We start from the raw sequence: 16139 nt of genomic DNA on the forward strand, positions 1-16139 counted from the left end.
ATAAAATAATTCATCTGTGCAAAGGCACTCCCTCTCCCTACATTAGCCCAATCACTCTGTAAATCCGGATACTGACATGACCGAAAACATTGCTCCGTTACCCCTGCGCCAGCGCGCAGTTCAGGCTGCTCTGGGGAAAATTCCCTTCGACCGTCTGCTTACCAACGCAAACGTTATCGATATGGTGACGGGGGAGATCCGCGAAGCCGATGTCGGGATCACCGGCAACATGATTGCCAGCGTCCATCCTCATGGAAAATTCCGTCAGGCAGAAAATGTTGATGACTTAACCGGTCACTTTCTTTCACCGGGACTTATCGACACTCATGTGCATATTGAAAGTTCACACCTTTCACCGGAAAAATACGCCGAAATAGTCGTCGCTCAGGGCACGACAACCGTATTCTGGGACCCGCATGAACTGGCAAACGTGCTTGGCGTCGCCGGCGTGCAGTATGCGGTGCAGTCGAGCCGTAATCTGCCTCTGCGCGTCATTTGTGCTGCGCCTTCCAGCGTGCCTTCCACACCCGGACTGGAAATGTCAGGGGCTGATTTTGGCGGTCAGGAAATGCAAACCATGCTGAGCTGGCCGGAAGTTGCTGGTGTGGCGGAAGTTATGGATATGCACGGTGTCATTAATGGCAGCGGACGGATGCTGGAAATTCTTGAGGCCGGTTTAAACAGTGGAAAGCTGATCGAAGGCCATGCGCGCGGACTGAAGGGTGAGCAACTTCAGGCCTATCTGGCGGCTGGTGTTACCTCCGATCACGAACTGACTTCTGCTGAAGATGCGCTGGAAAAACTGCGCGCCGGTTTGACACTGCAAATCCGCGGCTCTCATCCTTATCTTTTGCCGGATATCGCGGCTGCGTTGCAGGCGCTGCCACACCTTTCCTCACAAATTACACTGTGTACTGATGATGTTCCGCCCGATCACCTGCTGGAAAAAGGTGGTTTGATTGCGTTAGTCAAGCTGCTGATTTCATACGGATTACGAGCGGAAGATGTATTGCGCATGGCGACTTTCAACGCCGCCATACGTATGCAACGTTCAGATTTAGGACTGATTGCGGCGGGTCGTACGGCAGATATCATCGCGTTTGATTCGCTGGAAAATCTGCGTCCGCATGCAGTTTACGTAGACGGACACTGCGTGGCCAAAGAGAACAAACTTCTCTTTACGCCGGAGGCTGCCAGCGGTGTGACACCGGTACGTGACACGATGCGCCTCAGCCTCCTGACTGCGGATGATTTCTGCATGAAAATTGCCGGACTGAAAAACGGCAGAGCGCGCCTGCGTAATATCAAAGGCGCGCGCTTTACACAGTGGAGCGAAGTGACCGTTGATGTCAGAGACGGCGTCGTACAACTGCCGGAAGGCTTCAGCCTGATTTGGGTACAGCACCGCCATGGGCGGCACGATGCCACGCCTAAAATGGCCTTACTGGAAGGCTGGGGTGAACTGCGCGGCGCGATAGCCACATCCTATTCGCACGATTCCCATAATCTGGTGGTACTGGGACGCTCACCCGCAGATATGGTTGTAGCGGCGAACCAGCTCATTTCCAGCGGCGGAGGAATGGCACTCAGCCAGAACGGCACGTTGCTGGCAAAAGTCGATATGCCGATTGCTGGAATGCTTTCTGAATTACCCGCCGAACAACTGGCTGCACAGTTTAAAAATCTGCGTGAACTCAGCGCACAAATAGCCGACTGGGAACCGCCTTACCGCGTGTTCAAAGCCATTGAGGGCACGTGTCTGGCTTGTAATGCCGGACCGCATCTGACTGATTTAGGCCTTACTGACGGCGGATTGCGTGAAATTGTCGATCCGGTTCTGGAAATCTGGCCGGAAGAAATTTGAAACGCCCGGCGCCATGCCGGAATAAAAATGATAGCAAACACAACATTATAAAAATTATTGTCAGGGGAATTTAAGCATGTCTGAAAGTTCTGTGAAAAACGTAAACAACTCAACGCAGGAAAGCTGGTTGCAGCGACGCTTTCATTTGCACCAGCGTCAGACGCGGGTGAAAACCGAATGTCTGGCAGGGATCACCGGATTCCTCGCCGCCGCGTATTTACTGGTGGTGATTCCCGGTTTGCTGGCCGTCAGCGGGATGGATAAAGGCGCGGCGACAACCGGTGTCATTCTGGTGTTTGTACTGGGCTCACTGCTGATGGCGTTCTACGCTAATCTGCCGTTTATGGTCGGCCCCGGCATCGGCGGCTCCGTACTGGTCGGCATCACACTGGCGGGCGACGGCATCACCTGGCCTATCGCATTAGGTATTGCCTGCTGGTCGGGGATTTTATTCTTCGTGATGACCGTTTTTGGTCTGCGGGAAGTCGTCACCCGTTCAGTTCCCCAGTCCATCAAACTCGGACTGACGGCATCGATTGGTATTTTCGCCGCCCTGCTCGGTTTTCGTAACGCAGGACTGGTGATGGCCAATGCCAAAACACATGCATTGGCGTTAGGCGACTTTACCGCGCCGGGCGCGCTGATTGCTCTGCTGGGGTTACTCATTGCCGTGGGATTACAGGCCCGCAAAGTTCCGGGAGCGATCCTCTGGGCAATTTTACTGGCGACCGTCGCCGGTATTCCGTTTGGCGTGACCCATTTGCCTGACCAATGGATTTCTCTGCCCCACTCGGTGGCACCACTGCTTGGTAAAGTCGATTTGATCGGCGCGATTAATATCGCTTTCCTTCCGTTCCTGTTCATTTTCTTCGCATCAGAATTCTTCTCGACGATGGGAACCACTCTGGCAGTCGGCGGAGAAGCCGGATTGCTTGACGAACAAGGCAATATGAAAAACATTAACCGCCCGTTCATGGTGGATTCTATTGCTGCGGCGCTTGGCCCGATTGTCGGGATCCCGGCTGCAACCGCATTGATAGAATCATCAGCAGCCGCAGAAGCGGGTGGGAAAACGGGCCTGACGGCGCTGTCTGCCGCGGTGATGTTCCTGCTGATGTTATTGTTCACGCCGGTTGCGCTGATGATCCCGAAAGAAGCGACGGCACCTGCGCTTATTCTGATTGGCCTGAATATGTTCAGTAATCTTCGCAAAGTTGATTTGGCGAATTTCACCGATGCATTGCCGGTGTTGATGATGGTGATGATTACGCTGATTTCCAACAGTTTCGGTACCGGTATCGCCGGGGGACTGCTGTTTTACATCATCATTAAAGTGGTGGCAGGAAAGGTCCGCGAAGTGCCTTTAGGCCTTTATATACTCGCCATACCGCTGGTGTATTACTTTGCGACGCTGGTTCATCATTAAAGGAAGTCGGTAAACGGTCAGTAAACAAAGGGCGCGGAGAACGTGCCCTTTTTTATAGGCGCAGTTTGGCTAAAAGAGAGCGATAAATCAGCGAAAATAAGGGGATGGGTAAAACGGGAGGGTCTGAAATTGGTGGAGGCCCTGCCAGCTACATCCCGGCACACACGACACCTGCTATGGCTGCTTCCTTCCGGACCTGACCGAGTTAACAAGTTAGCGTTGCGGGAGAACCAACAGGGCCCCCATTGACGTTGTCGGCTTCATTTCTCCTGAGAGAATCGAAGCGGTGGGCATTATCAGTGATGCCCGAGGCAAAAGCAAGTTAACCACCGACAACCGTTGTTTTCTTAAACAATACGCCTGATTCAGGGCGGACAGAAGGACATTTTTTGCGTCATACTGTTCGCCAAACACTGAGGAGGATGTCATGTCAGAGCCCGATAACTTTCGCCAGCGCGTATTCCAGATAATCGCCGCCATTCCGCCGGGTCAGGTCACGACGTATGGCAACGTTGCACAGCTGGCCGGTTCTCCGCGGGCGGCACGTCAGGTAGGCGGCGTGCTCAAAAAGTTACCTGAGGGCAGTACGCTTCCCTGGCATCGCGTGATTAACCGCCACGGTGAAATTTCCCTGCAAGGAGAGGACTTTAAGCGTCAGCGTCAGGCGCTTCTGGCTGAAGGGATTATTTTTAAGAAAGGTAAAGTGGATTTAGAAAAGTACGGCTGGAAGTGGTAACCGGCGCATATAAAAAGCACCGCCGGAGCGGTGCCTGAATCAATGCCCGTCATGAACGGATCAATAAGTCGATGACTGCGTCGGAACTGCACTTACCGGTGCCGGTGCCGTGCCCAGACCCGGATTGGACGGGTTAGTCATTGGCCCTAATGCATTCGGTTTGGTCGCGACAGGAACTGCTACGACCGGGACAAGTTGCAGGTCGGCACGTGTGCCCTGACCATTGTTGATGACTTCTTTGATGCTGTCGGTAACAAACGTCACCTGACCATTAATGGTCACCGCCGCACTCAACAGAACACGCGCGTTAGGCGCAATCTCCTGCGGGTTGTACGGCAGGATAAAGGTAAACGGTGCCTGTTTACCCTGAGTTCTCGCGACCTTTTGCGAAATCACGCGCGATGGTGCATCAGCAACCGAAGCATCAGACAAGGTCACAGTCAGAACCGCATCTGGCGGCAACGCCACACGCTGATTGATGAACACACTACCCGATACATTCGGGCCGGTGATCGCAGGTTCAGTGACCGGGCTGGCCGCGGTATTCACTGGGGGTTGCTGCGCTGGTGCCTCGTGATGCTGAGCGCATCCGGCAAGAGTCAGAGACAGCGCGGTTCCACCTACTATCTGCCAAAGTTTCATTGATCGTACTCCCTTTTATTATTCGCTTGTCGACAAGCTGTAATAAACGCCGACGATGAATTTAGTGACTTAAACCAGCTTACCCGTTAATCATGGCACAAAAAACCAGGGTTTGCCGCCCGATGGTAAAACAAGACTTCTGAGCCATCAAAAGATCCACTATGATTAACAGGTTAGACCTGTCAGTGAAGGCGTATTTCAGAACATTCCTGCCTGCGGTATCCCGAACAACTAGGGTCAATATCACCGGTAACTTTCATGAGGCCACTATGAGTCAGGCATTAAAAAATCTGCTGGATCTGTTAGATCTGGAAAAAATTGAAGAAGGGCTGTTTCGTGGTCAAAGTGAAGATCTGGGTTTACGTCAGGTCTTTGGTGGTCAGGTTGTCGGTCAGGCATTGTATGCAGCCAAACAAACCGTGCCTGTCGATCGCGGTATTCACTCTTTTCACAGCTACTTTTTGCGTCCCGGAGACAGCAGTAAACCCATCATCTATGACGTGGAAATCCTGCGCGACGGCAACAGTTTTAGCGCACGACGCGTAAAAGCCGTTCAGCATGGCAAACCGATTTTTTATATGACTGCGTCGTTCCAGAGCCAGGAGGACGGCTTCGAACATCAGAACACCATGCCAGATGTCCCGGCACCGGAAACGCTGGTTTCTGAATCCGACATTGCCAAAAATCTGGCGCACCTGATCCCGGAAAAATTCCGCGAAAAATTCATCGGCCACAAGCCGATTGAAATGCGCCCGGTGAAATTCCATAACCCGCTGAAGGGAAGCGTCGAAGAGCCTCACCGCGCGGTATGGTTCCGTGCGAATGGCGAAATGCCGGACGATTTGCGCATTCACCAATATCTGCTGGGTTATGCATCCGATTTCAATTTCCTGCCCACTGCGCTGCAACCGCACGGTATCGGGTTCCTTGAGCCGGGAATGCAGGTCGCGACCATCGACCATTCAATGTGGTTCCACCGCCCTTTCCGCATGGATGACTGGCTGTTATATGCTGTAGAAAGCACATCGGCTTCGGGCGCCCGTGGTTTTGTACGCGGACAGTTTTATACCCGTGATGGCGTGCTGGTTGCTTCAACGGTGCAGGAAGGGGTGATCCGCCAGAGAATGCCTGAATAAACGTTCTGGTAATTGGTCGATAAAAACTGGTATTAAAAAGGGGCGATATCATTATCGCCCCTTTTGCATATCATCATTATTTTATTGTTTGGTACTGCCGATAAGAGAGTTAGCGCACTACTTTCTCTGAAATCGTATTACATTCGAATTAATGGAATATTACTGGTTGTAGGCGTTTTCGCCGTGGCTGTTCACATCCAGACCTTCACGTTCCTGCTCTTCAGGAACACGCAGACCTACAATCATGTCCGCCACTTTGTAACCGATAAAGGCCACAACACCAGACCACACCAGCGTGACGCAGACGCTGAAGAACTGAACCCAGACCTGATGGCCCATAGTAACGCCTTCTGCGTAACCCACACCGCCGAGAGAGCTGGAAGTGAATACGCCGGTCAGGATGCAGCCCACGATTCCGCAGACGCCGTGGACACCGAACACGTCACAGGTATCATCAACACGCAGCCATTTTTTCAGGGTAACCACACCCCACAGACCAGTCACACCGCCGACCAGACCGATAATCAAAGCACCGCCCACGCCGACCGTACCACAAGCCGGAGTGATGGCAACCAGACCTGCGATAGCACCGGAGCTTGCGCCCAGCAGAGAAGGCTTGCCGCGAACCATCCACTCAACGAGAGTCCAGGACAGGATTGCGCCAGCAGTTGCAATCACAGTGTTCAGAAACGCCAGCGCTGCAATGGAACTTGCTGCACTTGCAGAGCCTGCGTTAAAGCCGAACCAGCCAACGTAAAGGATTGCAGCACCAGTGAATACCATTGGCAGATTGTGAGGTTTGAAGGCTTCTTTACCAAAACCGGCACGTTTGCCCAGCAGGTAAGCACCGACCAGACCTGCGATCGCAGCATTGATGTGAACAACGGTACCGCCCGCAAAGTCCAGCGCACCATCAGCAGCCAGGAAACCGCCCGCCCACACCATATGTGCCATCGGAATGTAGGAGAAAGTCAGCCAGATCACGGTGAAGATCAGCACCGCAGAGAAACGCACACGTTCAGCGATGCCACCGACGATAAGCGCCACGGTGATACAGGCAAATGAACACTGGAACGCAACGTGGATCATCTGAGAGAAGGTGCCGGTAACAGAATCCAGGCCGATGCCTTTCATCATGACGTTGCCGAAACCGCCGAAGAAGGCGTTACCTTCACTGAATGCCAGGCTGTAACCGTAAAGGATCCACAGAACGCAGACCAGCGCGAAGGTCACGATGACCTGAGTCAGCATGGATAAAACGTTTTTAGAGCGCAGCAAACCGCCGTAGAACAGCGCCACACCAGGTACGGTCATGAACAATACCAGCGCGGTACAAATCATCATAAAGGCGTTATCAGCACCGTTTGCGGCTGCTGGTGCTGCGGCCATGGCAAGCGAAGGCAGTAATGCCACTGCGCCCAGCCCCATCATGGATAAAAGTTTTTTCATTGTTAACCCACCCCTGTTTCTCAAAACTGTTTTTTCTAATCTGATTTATCTCAAACCGAGTGGTATGAGAGATAAAAACCTGAAATTACAGTGCTGCTTCGTCGGTTTCACCAGTACGAATACGGATAACACGTTGCAATTCAGCAACGAAAATTTTGCCATCACCGATCTTGCCGGTGTAGGCCGCTTTGCTGATCACGTCGATCACTTCATCAAGCTGATCGTCTGCAATAGCAATGTCGATTTTTACTTTTGGAAGGAAGTTCACGCTGTACTCCGCGCCACGGTAAAGTTCGGCATGACCTTTCTGACGGCCAAAACCTTTAACTTCCGTTACGGTCAGCCCCTGAATTCCAACAGCAGACAGCGCTTCACGCACGTCTTCCAGCTTAAAAGGTTTGATCACCACAGTAACCAGCTTCATTGTGCCACTCCTCGAATTAAGGGCTTACCGCGAGAGGATTCGCGCCCGATACGCAATGGTTAAAGCAAAGGGTGTGCCAGAGTTGAAAGCGGCGAAAGATTCCTGCAATTCCCGCGCAAAACGGCATTTTCAGAATAATCGTGACCGCGCGCACAGTTGTTCCGCCCGACAGCGCGCAGCAGTCCGCGCACCATTTAAGTGCTCATCGCTACTTTTTAGTGCAAGGTTTTAACCACAGGTATTTTTGCGTGCCTGAATACAGTGCGCAGGCTGTGATAGCGGGAAGGCAAGAGGTTCGCAGGAGGGTGCTGGCGTAGCGGACTCGTTACGCCAGCTGAAAGATTATGCGTTTTCTGGGGAAGGAATTACCTGTTCAGCCGATGCCAGTTCCTGTCCGGCAAGTTGCAACTGATACATCTGATAATACCGGCCTTTTTCTGCCAGCAGCTGTAAGTGGTTACCCTGCTCAACGGACTGCCCACGATGCAATACCAAAATATTATCCGCATCCACAATCGTCGACAGACGGTGTGCGATAACAACCAGAGTCGTTTGCTGACGGATGGCACGTAAAGCGCGCTGAATTGCCTGCTCGGTTCCGGAGTCGATATTGGCCGTTGCCTCGTCAAGGATCAGAATTTCCGGTGCCTGCACCAAAACACGCGCCATCGCTAACAATTGCTTCTGTCCGACAGAGAGGTTATTGCCCTGCTCCCCCAGACGCGTGTTCAGCCCTTCGGGCATTTCCCGCACTAACGGAGAAAGCTGCACAATATCCAGGGCGTGCCAGACCTGCGCTTCATCAATATCGCGACCTAATGTGATGTTAGCGAATACCGACTCAGCCAGCACCACCGGATCTTGCTGAACCATGGCAATTCCCTTTCGCAGACTGGTGTGCGAGAGGTCAGCAAGGTTACGGCCATCGACGCGAATTTCACCTTTGTTCAGCGGGTAATAACCCATCAGGAGATTCGCCAGTGTACTTTTGCCACTGCCGGTGTGCCCCACCAGTGCGACAAATCCACGCGAAGGAACATGTAGGGAAATATTTTCCAGCACCCACTTGTCCGGGCGATAGGCAAAGCTGACATCACGAATATCAATCTCACCGCTGGTCAGCAATTTATCGTCCGGTCCGTATTGCTGCTGAGTACGGTCCATTAAATCAAAGATGCGTTCACCCGCCACGACAGCCTGCTGGAGAATGGATTGCTGCGAGGTCAGCTCAATAAGAGGCTCGTTGAGACGCCCGAGGTAGTTGATGAAAGCATACAAAACCCCCACCCCGATCGAACCTTCTGCGCTGAAACCGAAGAGGATTAACAGGCCGCATAAAATCAGTGAAGAAAATAAGCTCAGCAGCGGGCGAAGCAGAAATCCTTCCAGCCGCAGCGTCTGCATACGGGCCATATAATGCGACTGACTGGCGCGGGACAGGCGTTCACCAAAGCGTTTTTGCTGACGGAATTGCTGAATGACGTTCATCCCGTTGATGATTTCGTTGAAGCCATCATTGATGTCCGCCAGATAGGCACGCACTTTACGAACGACCGGCGTGCTGTAAATCTGGTACAGCCCCATCACCACAAAAACGGCCGGGAAGATGCAGATAGCCACCGAGGCCAGCCGCCAGTCGAGGCTGAACATCGCCACCAGCATCGCGCCGATCAGCGCAATGCTGCGCAACACTGTCGACACGACAGTCACATAAAGGTCGCGGATCACTTCTGTGTCATTAGTAACACGCGAAATTAGCTGACCTACCGGCTGAGTATCAAAGGCGCTCAAAGGCTGACGCAGTGCCGCATCCATGACGTCGGTGCGCAAACGCTGAACGACGCCGACCGCGGCACGGTTAAACAGGAGTGCCTGAAAATAGTGCAGGCTTGCAGCCAGAAATTGCAGGAAGATGAAACTCAGCGCCAGCAAACTGACTTTTCCCCACGGCATTTCGCCCTTCGCCACATAGTGATCGATAAAGAAACTGATGAGGATCGGGCCGGTGACTTCTGCTGCGGCAGCAATCCACAACATCAGAACAGCGTAAGACAGAGGCTTACGGTACGGTTTGCCGTAACCCAAAAGACGTTTGAGCGTTGGCCATAGCTTCTGGATTTTACTTACTTTTTGCTCAGCCATGTTATTCCGCCTCCTTTTCCGGCACATCATCCAGGGCAGCTTCAAGCTGCTGATAGCGGAACATATCGCGATACCAGCCCGACTTCGTAGCCAGTTCATCATGACTGCCGTGCTGGGAAATGCTTCCGTGACTGAATACCAGAATCTCACTGGCCTCGGTCAGCGCAGAAAGCCTGTGAGCACTGATAATCACCGTTCTGTCACTTCCCCACTGACGCAGATTTTGCAGGATCTGATGCTCAGTGCGGCCATCGACAGCGGATAAGGCATCATCCAGGATCAGGATTTCGGCTTTCAGCAGCAGCGCTCTTGCAATTGAAATACGTTGTTTCTGACCGCCTGAAAGCATAACGCCACGCTCACCGACTTCTGTTTCGTACCCCTGCGGCAAACGCAGAATGTCATCGTGAACGCTGGCAAGTCGTGCCGCTTCTTCAATTTCTTCCTGCGTGGCGTCCGGGCAACCCAGTGCAATATTTTGTGCCACGGTATCTGAGAACAGGAAAGGTGTCTGGCTGACAACGGCAAGCCGTGCGCGCCAGTCATCAAGGCGGATCTCTTTGAGTGATAAGCCGTGATAACGCACGTCACCGTCCGTCACATCGAACTGGCGCTGAAGCAGACAGAGCAATGTACTTTTCCCCGATCCCGTAGGACCACATAAACCCAGCATTTGCCCCGGTTGCAGGGAAAACGCCACGGACGTTAATGCGGCGTATTGGTTTTCGGGATAATGAAAATTGTTGATCCGGGCTTCCAGTACCGCGCGCCCCGCCGGTAAAGAGGTTGTACCATCAGCCACTGACGGCGCTTCCTGCAACAGGCTGCGGATGCGGCTGTAAGCTGCACTTCCGCGTTCTACAATATTGAACATCCACGCCAGCGCCAGCATTGGCCAGATCATCAGCCCAAGGTACATGACGAAACTGGTCAGTTCACCGAGTGTAAGATGACCGTTAACCACCATCCAGCTGCCGCCACCGATGGCCAGAAGATTTGCCATGCCAATGGAGACGTAAATTGTCGGATCAAAACGCGCATCGACCCGGGCAACGCGCAGGTTTTTAGCACCGGTATCCGCCGCAACGTCAGCAAATTGCGATGACTGATGATTTTCCAGACCAAAAGCTTTGATCATACGGATGCTGGTCAGACTTTCCTGCGCCTGATCGTTAAGGGAGGAAAACGCCGCCTGTGCGGTTTTAAAGCGGGAATGCAGCTGATCACCGTAGCGTTTGATGATGATCGCCATTACCGGCATCGGCACCAGCGAAAGTAGCGTCAGTTCCCAGCTGATCTGTGTTGCCATCACGATCAGTACGGCAAGCCCCATGACCATTGAATCCACCAGCGTCAAAACGCCCTCGCCTGCGGCAAAGACCACGCGATCGACGTCGTTGGTCGCACGGGCAATTAAGTCGCCGGTGCGGTGACGCAAATAGAAAGCCGGATGCTGGCGGCTAAGCTGGCGGAAATAATCTTGTCGCAGCTCCACTGCCAGTTGATATGAAGCACCGAATAACAGCACGCGCCAGACGTAGCGCAGCAGGTAAACGACTACCGCCGTGCCGAGCATCAGACCCAGCCACGCGAAAAGCACGTTGTAAGACATCTGTTTTGACGTTACGCCATCAATAATTACGCCGACCAGTTTTGGTGGCAGTAATTGCAGAACAGCAATAATGATCAGCAAGGCAACGGCACCCAGATACCGGCGCCATTCGCGACGGAAATACCAGCCTAATTGTGCAAACAGTCTCACGCAGAGTTTTCCATACAAATAATAATGATTTTATTGAGTTAACAGATATTCCCAATACCTGTTTGCTCTTCAGGCTGACAAGGATACCAGAGTTAACGGGCGTTTCTGATGAAACTTTTTACTGCAACTTTTGCATTAAATTGGCAATGCGGTGGTCGATTTTATGCGCTCCATCGCAAAACTTGAGGTCACATCGTTCAGTCCTGGAATGCCATTCACAAGTCTCTTGTAAAAGTTGTCGTAGCTTTTCATATCGGAAACCTGCACCTGCAACAAATAATCATATTCTCCGGCCATCCGGTAGAAACTCAGTACTTCCGGAAAAGCCTCAACCTGTTGCACGAATCGCTGATACCACTCGCTGTTGTGATGCTGGGTTTTGATCAGCACAAATGCCGTCAGGCTCAGCCCCAGCTTATCGCCATCAAGCAGCGCCACTTTGCCGCAAATAATCCCGTCATCTTCAAGGCGCTTGATTCTTTTCCAGCAGGGTGTGGTAGTGAGATTGACGGCATCCGCCAGTTGGTTCAGAGAAAGGGTGCAATCTTTTTGCAGCAGCGATAACAGCTTGAGGTCAATTTTATCTACCATGAGACGCTCCGGGAGAATATTTTTCTACAAATACGACAACTCATGGGTCAAAGAGTAACTTATTTCTCTGATGATTACGTTATTCTTATTCCATCAAATCACTTTCATGAGCCTGCAACATGCGTAATTCCTGGGTCACTCACGCTATTAAAGAAATCGACGCCGATTTTCAACGTTCTGCCGACACACATTTAATTCGTCTCGCACTAAACGACTTCCCGGGAATTTCGCTCTATCTGAAAGATGAAAGTACGCATCCTTCCAGCAGCCTGAAACATCGCCTGGCACGCTCGCTATTTTTATATGGCCTGTGCAACGGCTGGATCCGCGAGAATACGCCCATCATTGAAGCCTCCTCAGGGAGCACCGCTATCTCCGAAGCCTATTTCGCACGACTGCTTGGGCTGCCTTTTATTGCCGTCATGCCTTCCTGCACCGCACCGCGTAAAATTCAGCAAATTGAATTTTACGGCGGTCGCTGTCATTTCGTCGAAAATTCCGGCCAGATTTATGCCGCTTCCGAGCAGCTCGCCAGAGAACTGAACGGCCATTATATGGATCAATTTACCTATGCGGAGCGAGCGACTGACTGGCGCGGTAACAACAATATTGCCGACAGTATTTTCCGTCAGATGTCCCGCGAACCGCATCCGGTGCCGCGCTATCTGGTGATGAGTGCCGGTACCGGCGGCACATCCGCAACGCTCGGCCGCTATATTCGCTATCAGGGGCACGACACTGAATTGATGGTTGTAGATCCTGAAAACTCAGTATTTTACGATTATTATCAGCAACGTGACGTCAGCGTCACCGCGCAGTGCAGCAGCCGCATTGAAGGCATTGGCCGCCCGCGTGCTGAACCGTCATTTATCCCGGACGTCATCGATAGCATGATGCAGGTACCCGATGCTGCAAGCGTCGCGACCGTTCGCTGGCTTGAGCAGGTTCTGGGACGCAAAGTCGGTGGCTCAACAGGTACCAATATGTGGGGCGCTTTACAGCTGGCAAAACAAATGCGTGAGAAAGACGAAACCGGCTCGATTGTCACCCTGCTTTGCGACAGCGGCGAACGTTATCTGAATACTTATTTTGACGACAACTGGGTGGCGAAAAATATCGGCGATATTTCCGTTTACGCGGCGCAGTTAGAAGGACTTAACTGATATTTTTCCAAAAAATGACGGAAAAAAGCCGGGACAGAATAGCCCGGCTTGCTGCAATACCTTTTATTCGGGGGAATAGGTGAGGTGTGGAGTGTGCAGCCAGTGTTGCAAAAAGTGAGACACAGCCTGATTGCGGCAATGCCCGATGATTTGTAAGTGAGGTGATTGCTCTTTCAGTACCGGTAATGCGTTGCCCATAATCAGCCCCATCCCGACGCTTTCCAGCATTTCTTTGTCGTTCATAGCATCGCCAAAGGCCATGCATTGAGACATTTCAATCCCCAGTCCTGCCGTCAATAGCGCCAGTGCGCTGCCTTTATTGCTGCCCGCAGGCTGCACATCCAGACAATCTGCCGCTGAGAAACACAAATCCAGACGCGGTCCGAAATGCGCTTTCAGCTGAGGAACCAGCGCCAGCAGGGTTTCGTGAGGCGCGCAGAAACAGACTTTGCTGTTTCCTGAATCAGGCAACAGACGCAAATCCTGCAACTGATAGCGGAAACCGCTGAACTGGTGCGGGATCAGCAGGTCAGGGTCATCGAGCGACGTAAACCAGCCGTCATCGCGGAATACGTGCAGACTGGCCGGGGTATCCCATTGCGTGTGCAGAAGTTCATGCGCACAATCTTCGGTCAAATCGCTCGCGTGCAAACGGTGCCCGGCTAAGTCATGAATGCGCGTGCCGTTACCGGTGATGAGAAAACCATCCAGCCCGATATTCGCCAGAATATCTTTCATTTCCAGATAATGACGTCCGGTAGCAAACGTCAGTTTTACCGGTTTTTCAGCCAGCTGACGCAGCGTTGCCAGCGTGTTTTCGCCCAGGGTGTGATCGGGTAAAAGCAGCGTGCCATCCATATCAAAAGCAGCTAAATGGAACATGTTTCCTCTCTGAGCGGGGATAATTTTTACATTCAAAGTATGTACCCGGATTTGCGGAACTAATAGTGAACAGTTTATGAATACTGTTCCGGTTTTAGCTCACACTTTCCCTTTCAGCAGCAAGCCAGCGCGTCGCGCGTGCGATATGCTGAACAGATAAGTTAACCTGAAAAATTAGGTTCCGTATTTATCATGCGTCTGCAAAACCGACTTAATCAATTCCAGCGTCTGCATCTCAAAACCGGATCGTTTCCCGTTCAGCTTACCGTGGCAGAACTGGCTGAAATCTTTTGCTGTAGCGAACGCCACACGCGGACTTTACTCGCTCATTTTCAGAATGCGGGCTGGATTGAGTGGAAGTCGCAGGCGGGCCGCGGAAAACGCGCCTCGCTCTGCTGCCTGAGAACACCCGAAGATTTGCGCGGCACCTATTTACAGGAATTACTGATCAACGGTGAACATTCTGCGGCGCTGCAATTAAGCCAGCTGGATCCGACTCACCTCAACGCACTGCTGGCGCCCCATCTGGGCGGACAATGGCAGGAAGATGCCCCTACGCTGCGTATTCCTTATTACCGCCCTCTCCAGCCGTTGGATCCGCTGACCCTGACCGGTCGGGCGGAACAGCATCTTGCCCACACCATTCATGCCGGACTGACGCGCTATATTCCGGGAAACTCTGCGCCACAGCCTGATCTGGCGCATCACTGGCAAGTCAGTAATAACGGCAAGACCTGGCAGTTTTTCCTGCGCAGCCAGTTGTTCTGGCATAACGGCGAACCGCTGAAAACAGCACAACTTATGACGCGGTTTCAGCAACTGAAGAATTCGTCACGCGGAAAACATCATCTGGCGTCAGTGGCCAGACTTTCTCAGCCACACGCGTTATGCCTGCAATTTGATCTCGATAAACCCGATTACTGGCTGGCACATCGTTTTGCGGATCTCAATTGTCTGCTCTCGCACCCTGAAGATCCGCATATTGGTGCCGGACCTTTCCGGCTAACCACGTTTTCCCCTGAGCTGGTCAGGCTGGAGCAACACACGTTATATACGTTGCAGCATCCTTATCTGGCAGCAATTGAGTTTTGGATCACGCCGCAACTGTTTGCACAGAAAAACAATGTCAGCTGTCAGCATCCGGTCAGGATCATTCTGGGCGAACAGGAAGAATTAGCGCGAGTAAAACCGGTCAGGCGCAGTACCAGTCTGGGATTTTGCTATATCGCCGCTAATCTTAAGCGCAACGTGTTAAATGAAGCGCAGGCGCGAAAAATTGTCCGTCTTATCCAGCGCAGCGGCATGCTGAATAATTTACCTATCGATCATGACCTGGTGAAATCCAGCAAAGAAATGCTGCCGGGCTGGCCCATCCCTTTACATGACGATGCGGATGTTTCGCTGCCGGAAAAGCTGACATTGCTGTTTCACCCGCCGGTTGAATTTGAACTGGTGGCGCAGGCACTTAAGGAAAGGCTGGCAGAAGAAGGTTGCGGACTTGAGATTGCTTATCATGCTGGCAGGCTCTGGGAAGACGATGCGTTGCTCCGCTCAGCCGATCTTTTACTCGGTGACCGCCTGATTGGCGAGTCTCCCGAAGCATCGCTGGAGAACTGGTTACAGCAGGATCCGCTGTGGCCTGGGATCCTGCGTGATGAAGATTACACACGTCAGCAACGGCGCCTGACAGAGATCCAGCAAATCCCTCAGGAAAACCGCCGTTCGGATGAATTGCGCGAGCATTTCTTTCAATGGATGCAATCTGGCATCGTGACGCCCCTGTTTAACTATCAATATCAGGTTAGCGCGCCACCGCGTATCAGCGGAGTTCAGCTTACGGCCTGGGGCTGGTTTGATTTTTGTCAGGCCTGGGTTCCTCCGCCACTGCCTGCAGAAAATGCCTGATGGAGCTGTTTCACTAC

13 protein-coding genes and 1 other RNA gene are annotated in these 16139 nt (G+C 52.4%); 6 read left to right on the top strand and 8 right to left on the bottom strand.

What is annotated here, in order from left to right; genetic code table 11:
• Positions 1-76: 76 nt before the first annotated feature.
• Together J1784_RS24270 and J1784_RS24275 are read left to right on the top strand one after the other, a co-directional pair.
• Positions 77-1864 carry an adenine deaminase gene (locus J1784_RS24270; RefSeq protein ID WP_217151313.1) on the top strand — a complete coding sequence of 596 codons (1788 nt, stop codon included), beginning with the start codon at positions 77-79 and terminating at the stop codon, positions 1862-1864.
• 76 nt (positions 1865-1940) lie between these two features.
• Positions 1941-3290, top strand: a complete 1350-nt coding sequence (locus J1784_RS24275; RefSeq protein ID WP_217151314.1) for an NCS2 family permease — start codon at positions 1941-1943, stop codon at positions 3288-3290.
• Positions 3291-3429: 139 nt separating this feature from the next.
• Here J1784_RS24275 and ffs read toward each other — a convergent pair.
• An RNA gene (ffs, locus tag J1784_RS24280) (signal recognition particle sRNA small type) lies at positions 3430-3526 on the bottom strand.
• Between the two features lie 191 nt (positions 3527-3717).
• Here ffs and J1784_RS24285 point away from each other — a divergent pair.
• Positions 3718-4026 carry an MGMT family protein gene (locus tag J1784_RS24285; RefSeq protein WP_112287521.1) on the top strand — a complete coding sequence of 103 codons (309 nt, stop codon included), beginning with the start codon at positions 3718-3720 and terminating at the stop codon, positions 4024-4026.
• 60 nt (positions 4027-4086) lie between these two features.
• On the opposite strand, the gene J1784_RS24290 is transcribed toward J1784_RS24285, so the two are convergent.
• A complete protein-coding gene (locus tag J1784_RS24290) occupies positions 4087-4668 on the bottom strand; it encodes a YbaY family lipoprotein (RefSeq protein WP_217151315.1) in 582 nt (193 codons plus the stop codon).
• A 269-nt stretch (positions 4669-4937) separates the two neighbouring features.
• Between J1784_RS24290 and tesB the strand changes: the two genes are divergently transcribed.
• Positions 4938-5804, top strand: coding sequence for an acyl-CoA thioesterase II (tesB, locus tag J1784_RS24295; RefSeq protein ID WP_217151316.1), 867 nt, complete (start codon positions 4938-4940; stop codon positions 5802-5804).
• 159 nt (positions 5805-5963) lie between these two features.
• Here the strand turns inward: tesB and amtB are convergent, their stop codons facing one another.
• The 5 genes from amtB to J1784_RS24320 form a co-directional block, all read right to left on the bottom strand.
• Positions 5964-7253 (bottom strand): ammonium transporter AmtB, encoded by a 1290-nt coding sequence (amtB, locus tag J1784_RS24300; RefSeq protein WP_120506414.1) that lies wholly within the window; start codon positions 7251-7253, stop codon positions 5964-5966.
• A gap of 85 nt (positions 7254-7338) precedes the next feature.
• Positions 7339-7677, bottom strand: a complete 339-nt coding sequence (gene glnK, locus J1784_RS24305) for a P-II family nitrogen regulator (protein WP_009639071.1) — start codon at positions 7675-7677, stop codon at positions 7339-7341.
• Between the two features lie 342 nt (positions 7678-8019).
• Positions 8020-9819, bottom strand: coding sequence for a SmdB family multidrug efflux ABC transporter permease/ATP-binding protein (locus tag J1784_RS24310; RefSeq protein ID WP_217151317.1), 1800 nt, complete (start codon positions 9817-9819; stop codon positions 8020-8022).
• Position 9820: 1 nt separating this feature from the next.
• Positions 9821-11581, bottom strand: a complete 1761-nt coding sequence (locus J1784_RS24315; protein ID WP_217151318.1) for a SmdA family multidrug ABC transporter permease/ATP-binding protein — start codon at positions 11579-11581, stop codon at positions 9821-9823.
• A gap of 135 nt (positions 11582-11716) precedes the next feature.
• Positions 11717-12172, bottom strand: coding sequence for an Lrp/AsnC family transcriptional regulator (locus J1784_RS24320; protein ID WP_217151319.1), 456 nt, complete (start codon positions 12170-12172; stop codon positions 11717-11719).
• Between the two features lie 119 nt (positions 12173-12291).
• On the opposite strand from J1784_RS24320, the gene J1784_RS24325 reads away from it, so the two are divergent.
• Positions 12292-13335: a PLP-dependent cysteine synthase family protein gene (locus J1784_RS24325; protein ID WP_217151320.1), complete on the top strand. Its 1044-nt coding sequence runs from the start codon at positions 12292-12294 to the stop codon at positions 13333-13335.
• A 63-nt stretch (positions 13336-13398) separates the two neighbouring features.
• Here the strand turns inward: J1784_RS24325 and cof are convergent, their stop codons facing one another.
• Positions 13399-14217 carry an HMP-PP phosphatase gene (cof, locus tag J1784_RS24330; RefSeq protein ID WP_217151321.1) on the bottom strand — a complete coding sequence of 273 codons (819 nt, stop codon included), beginning with the start codon at positions 14215-14217 and terminating at the stop codon, positions 13399-13401.
• A 192-nt stretch (positions 14218-14409) separates the two neighbouring features.
• Here cof and J1784_RS24335 point away from each other — a divergent pair, with 192 nt between their 5' ends.
• Positions 14410-16122 (top strand): SgrR family transcriptional regulator, encoded by a 1713-nt coding sequence (locus J1784_RS24335; protein WP_217151322.1) that lies wholly within the window; start codon positions 14410-14412, stop codon positions 16120-16122.
• Positions 16123-16139 lie beyond the last annotated feature (17 nt).

The organism is Rahnella ecdela (assembly GCF_019049625.1).
In the GTDB taxonomy this organism is placed as follows: domain Bacteria; phylum Pseudomonadota; class Gammaproteobacteria; order Enterobacterales; family Enterobacteriaceae; genus Rahnella; species Rahnella ecdela.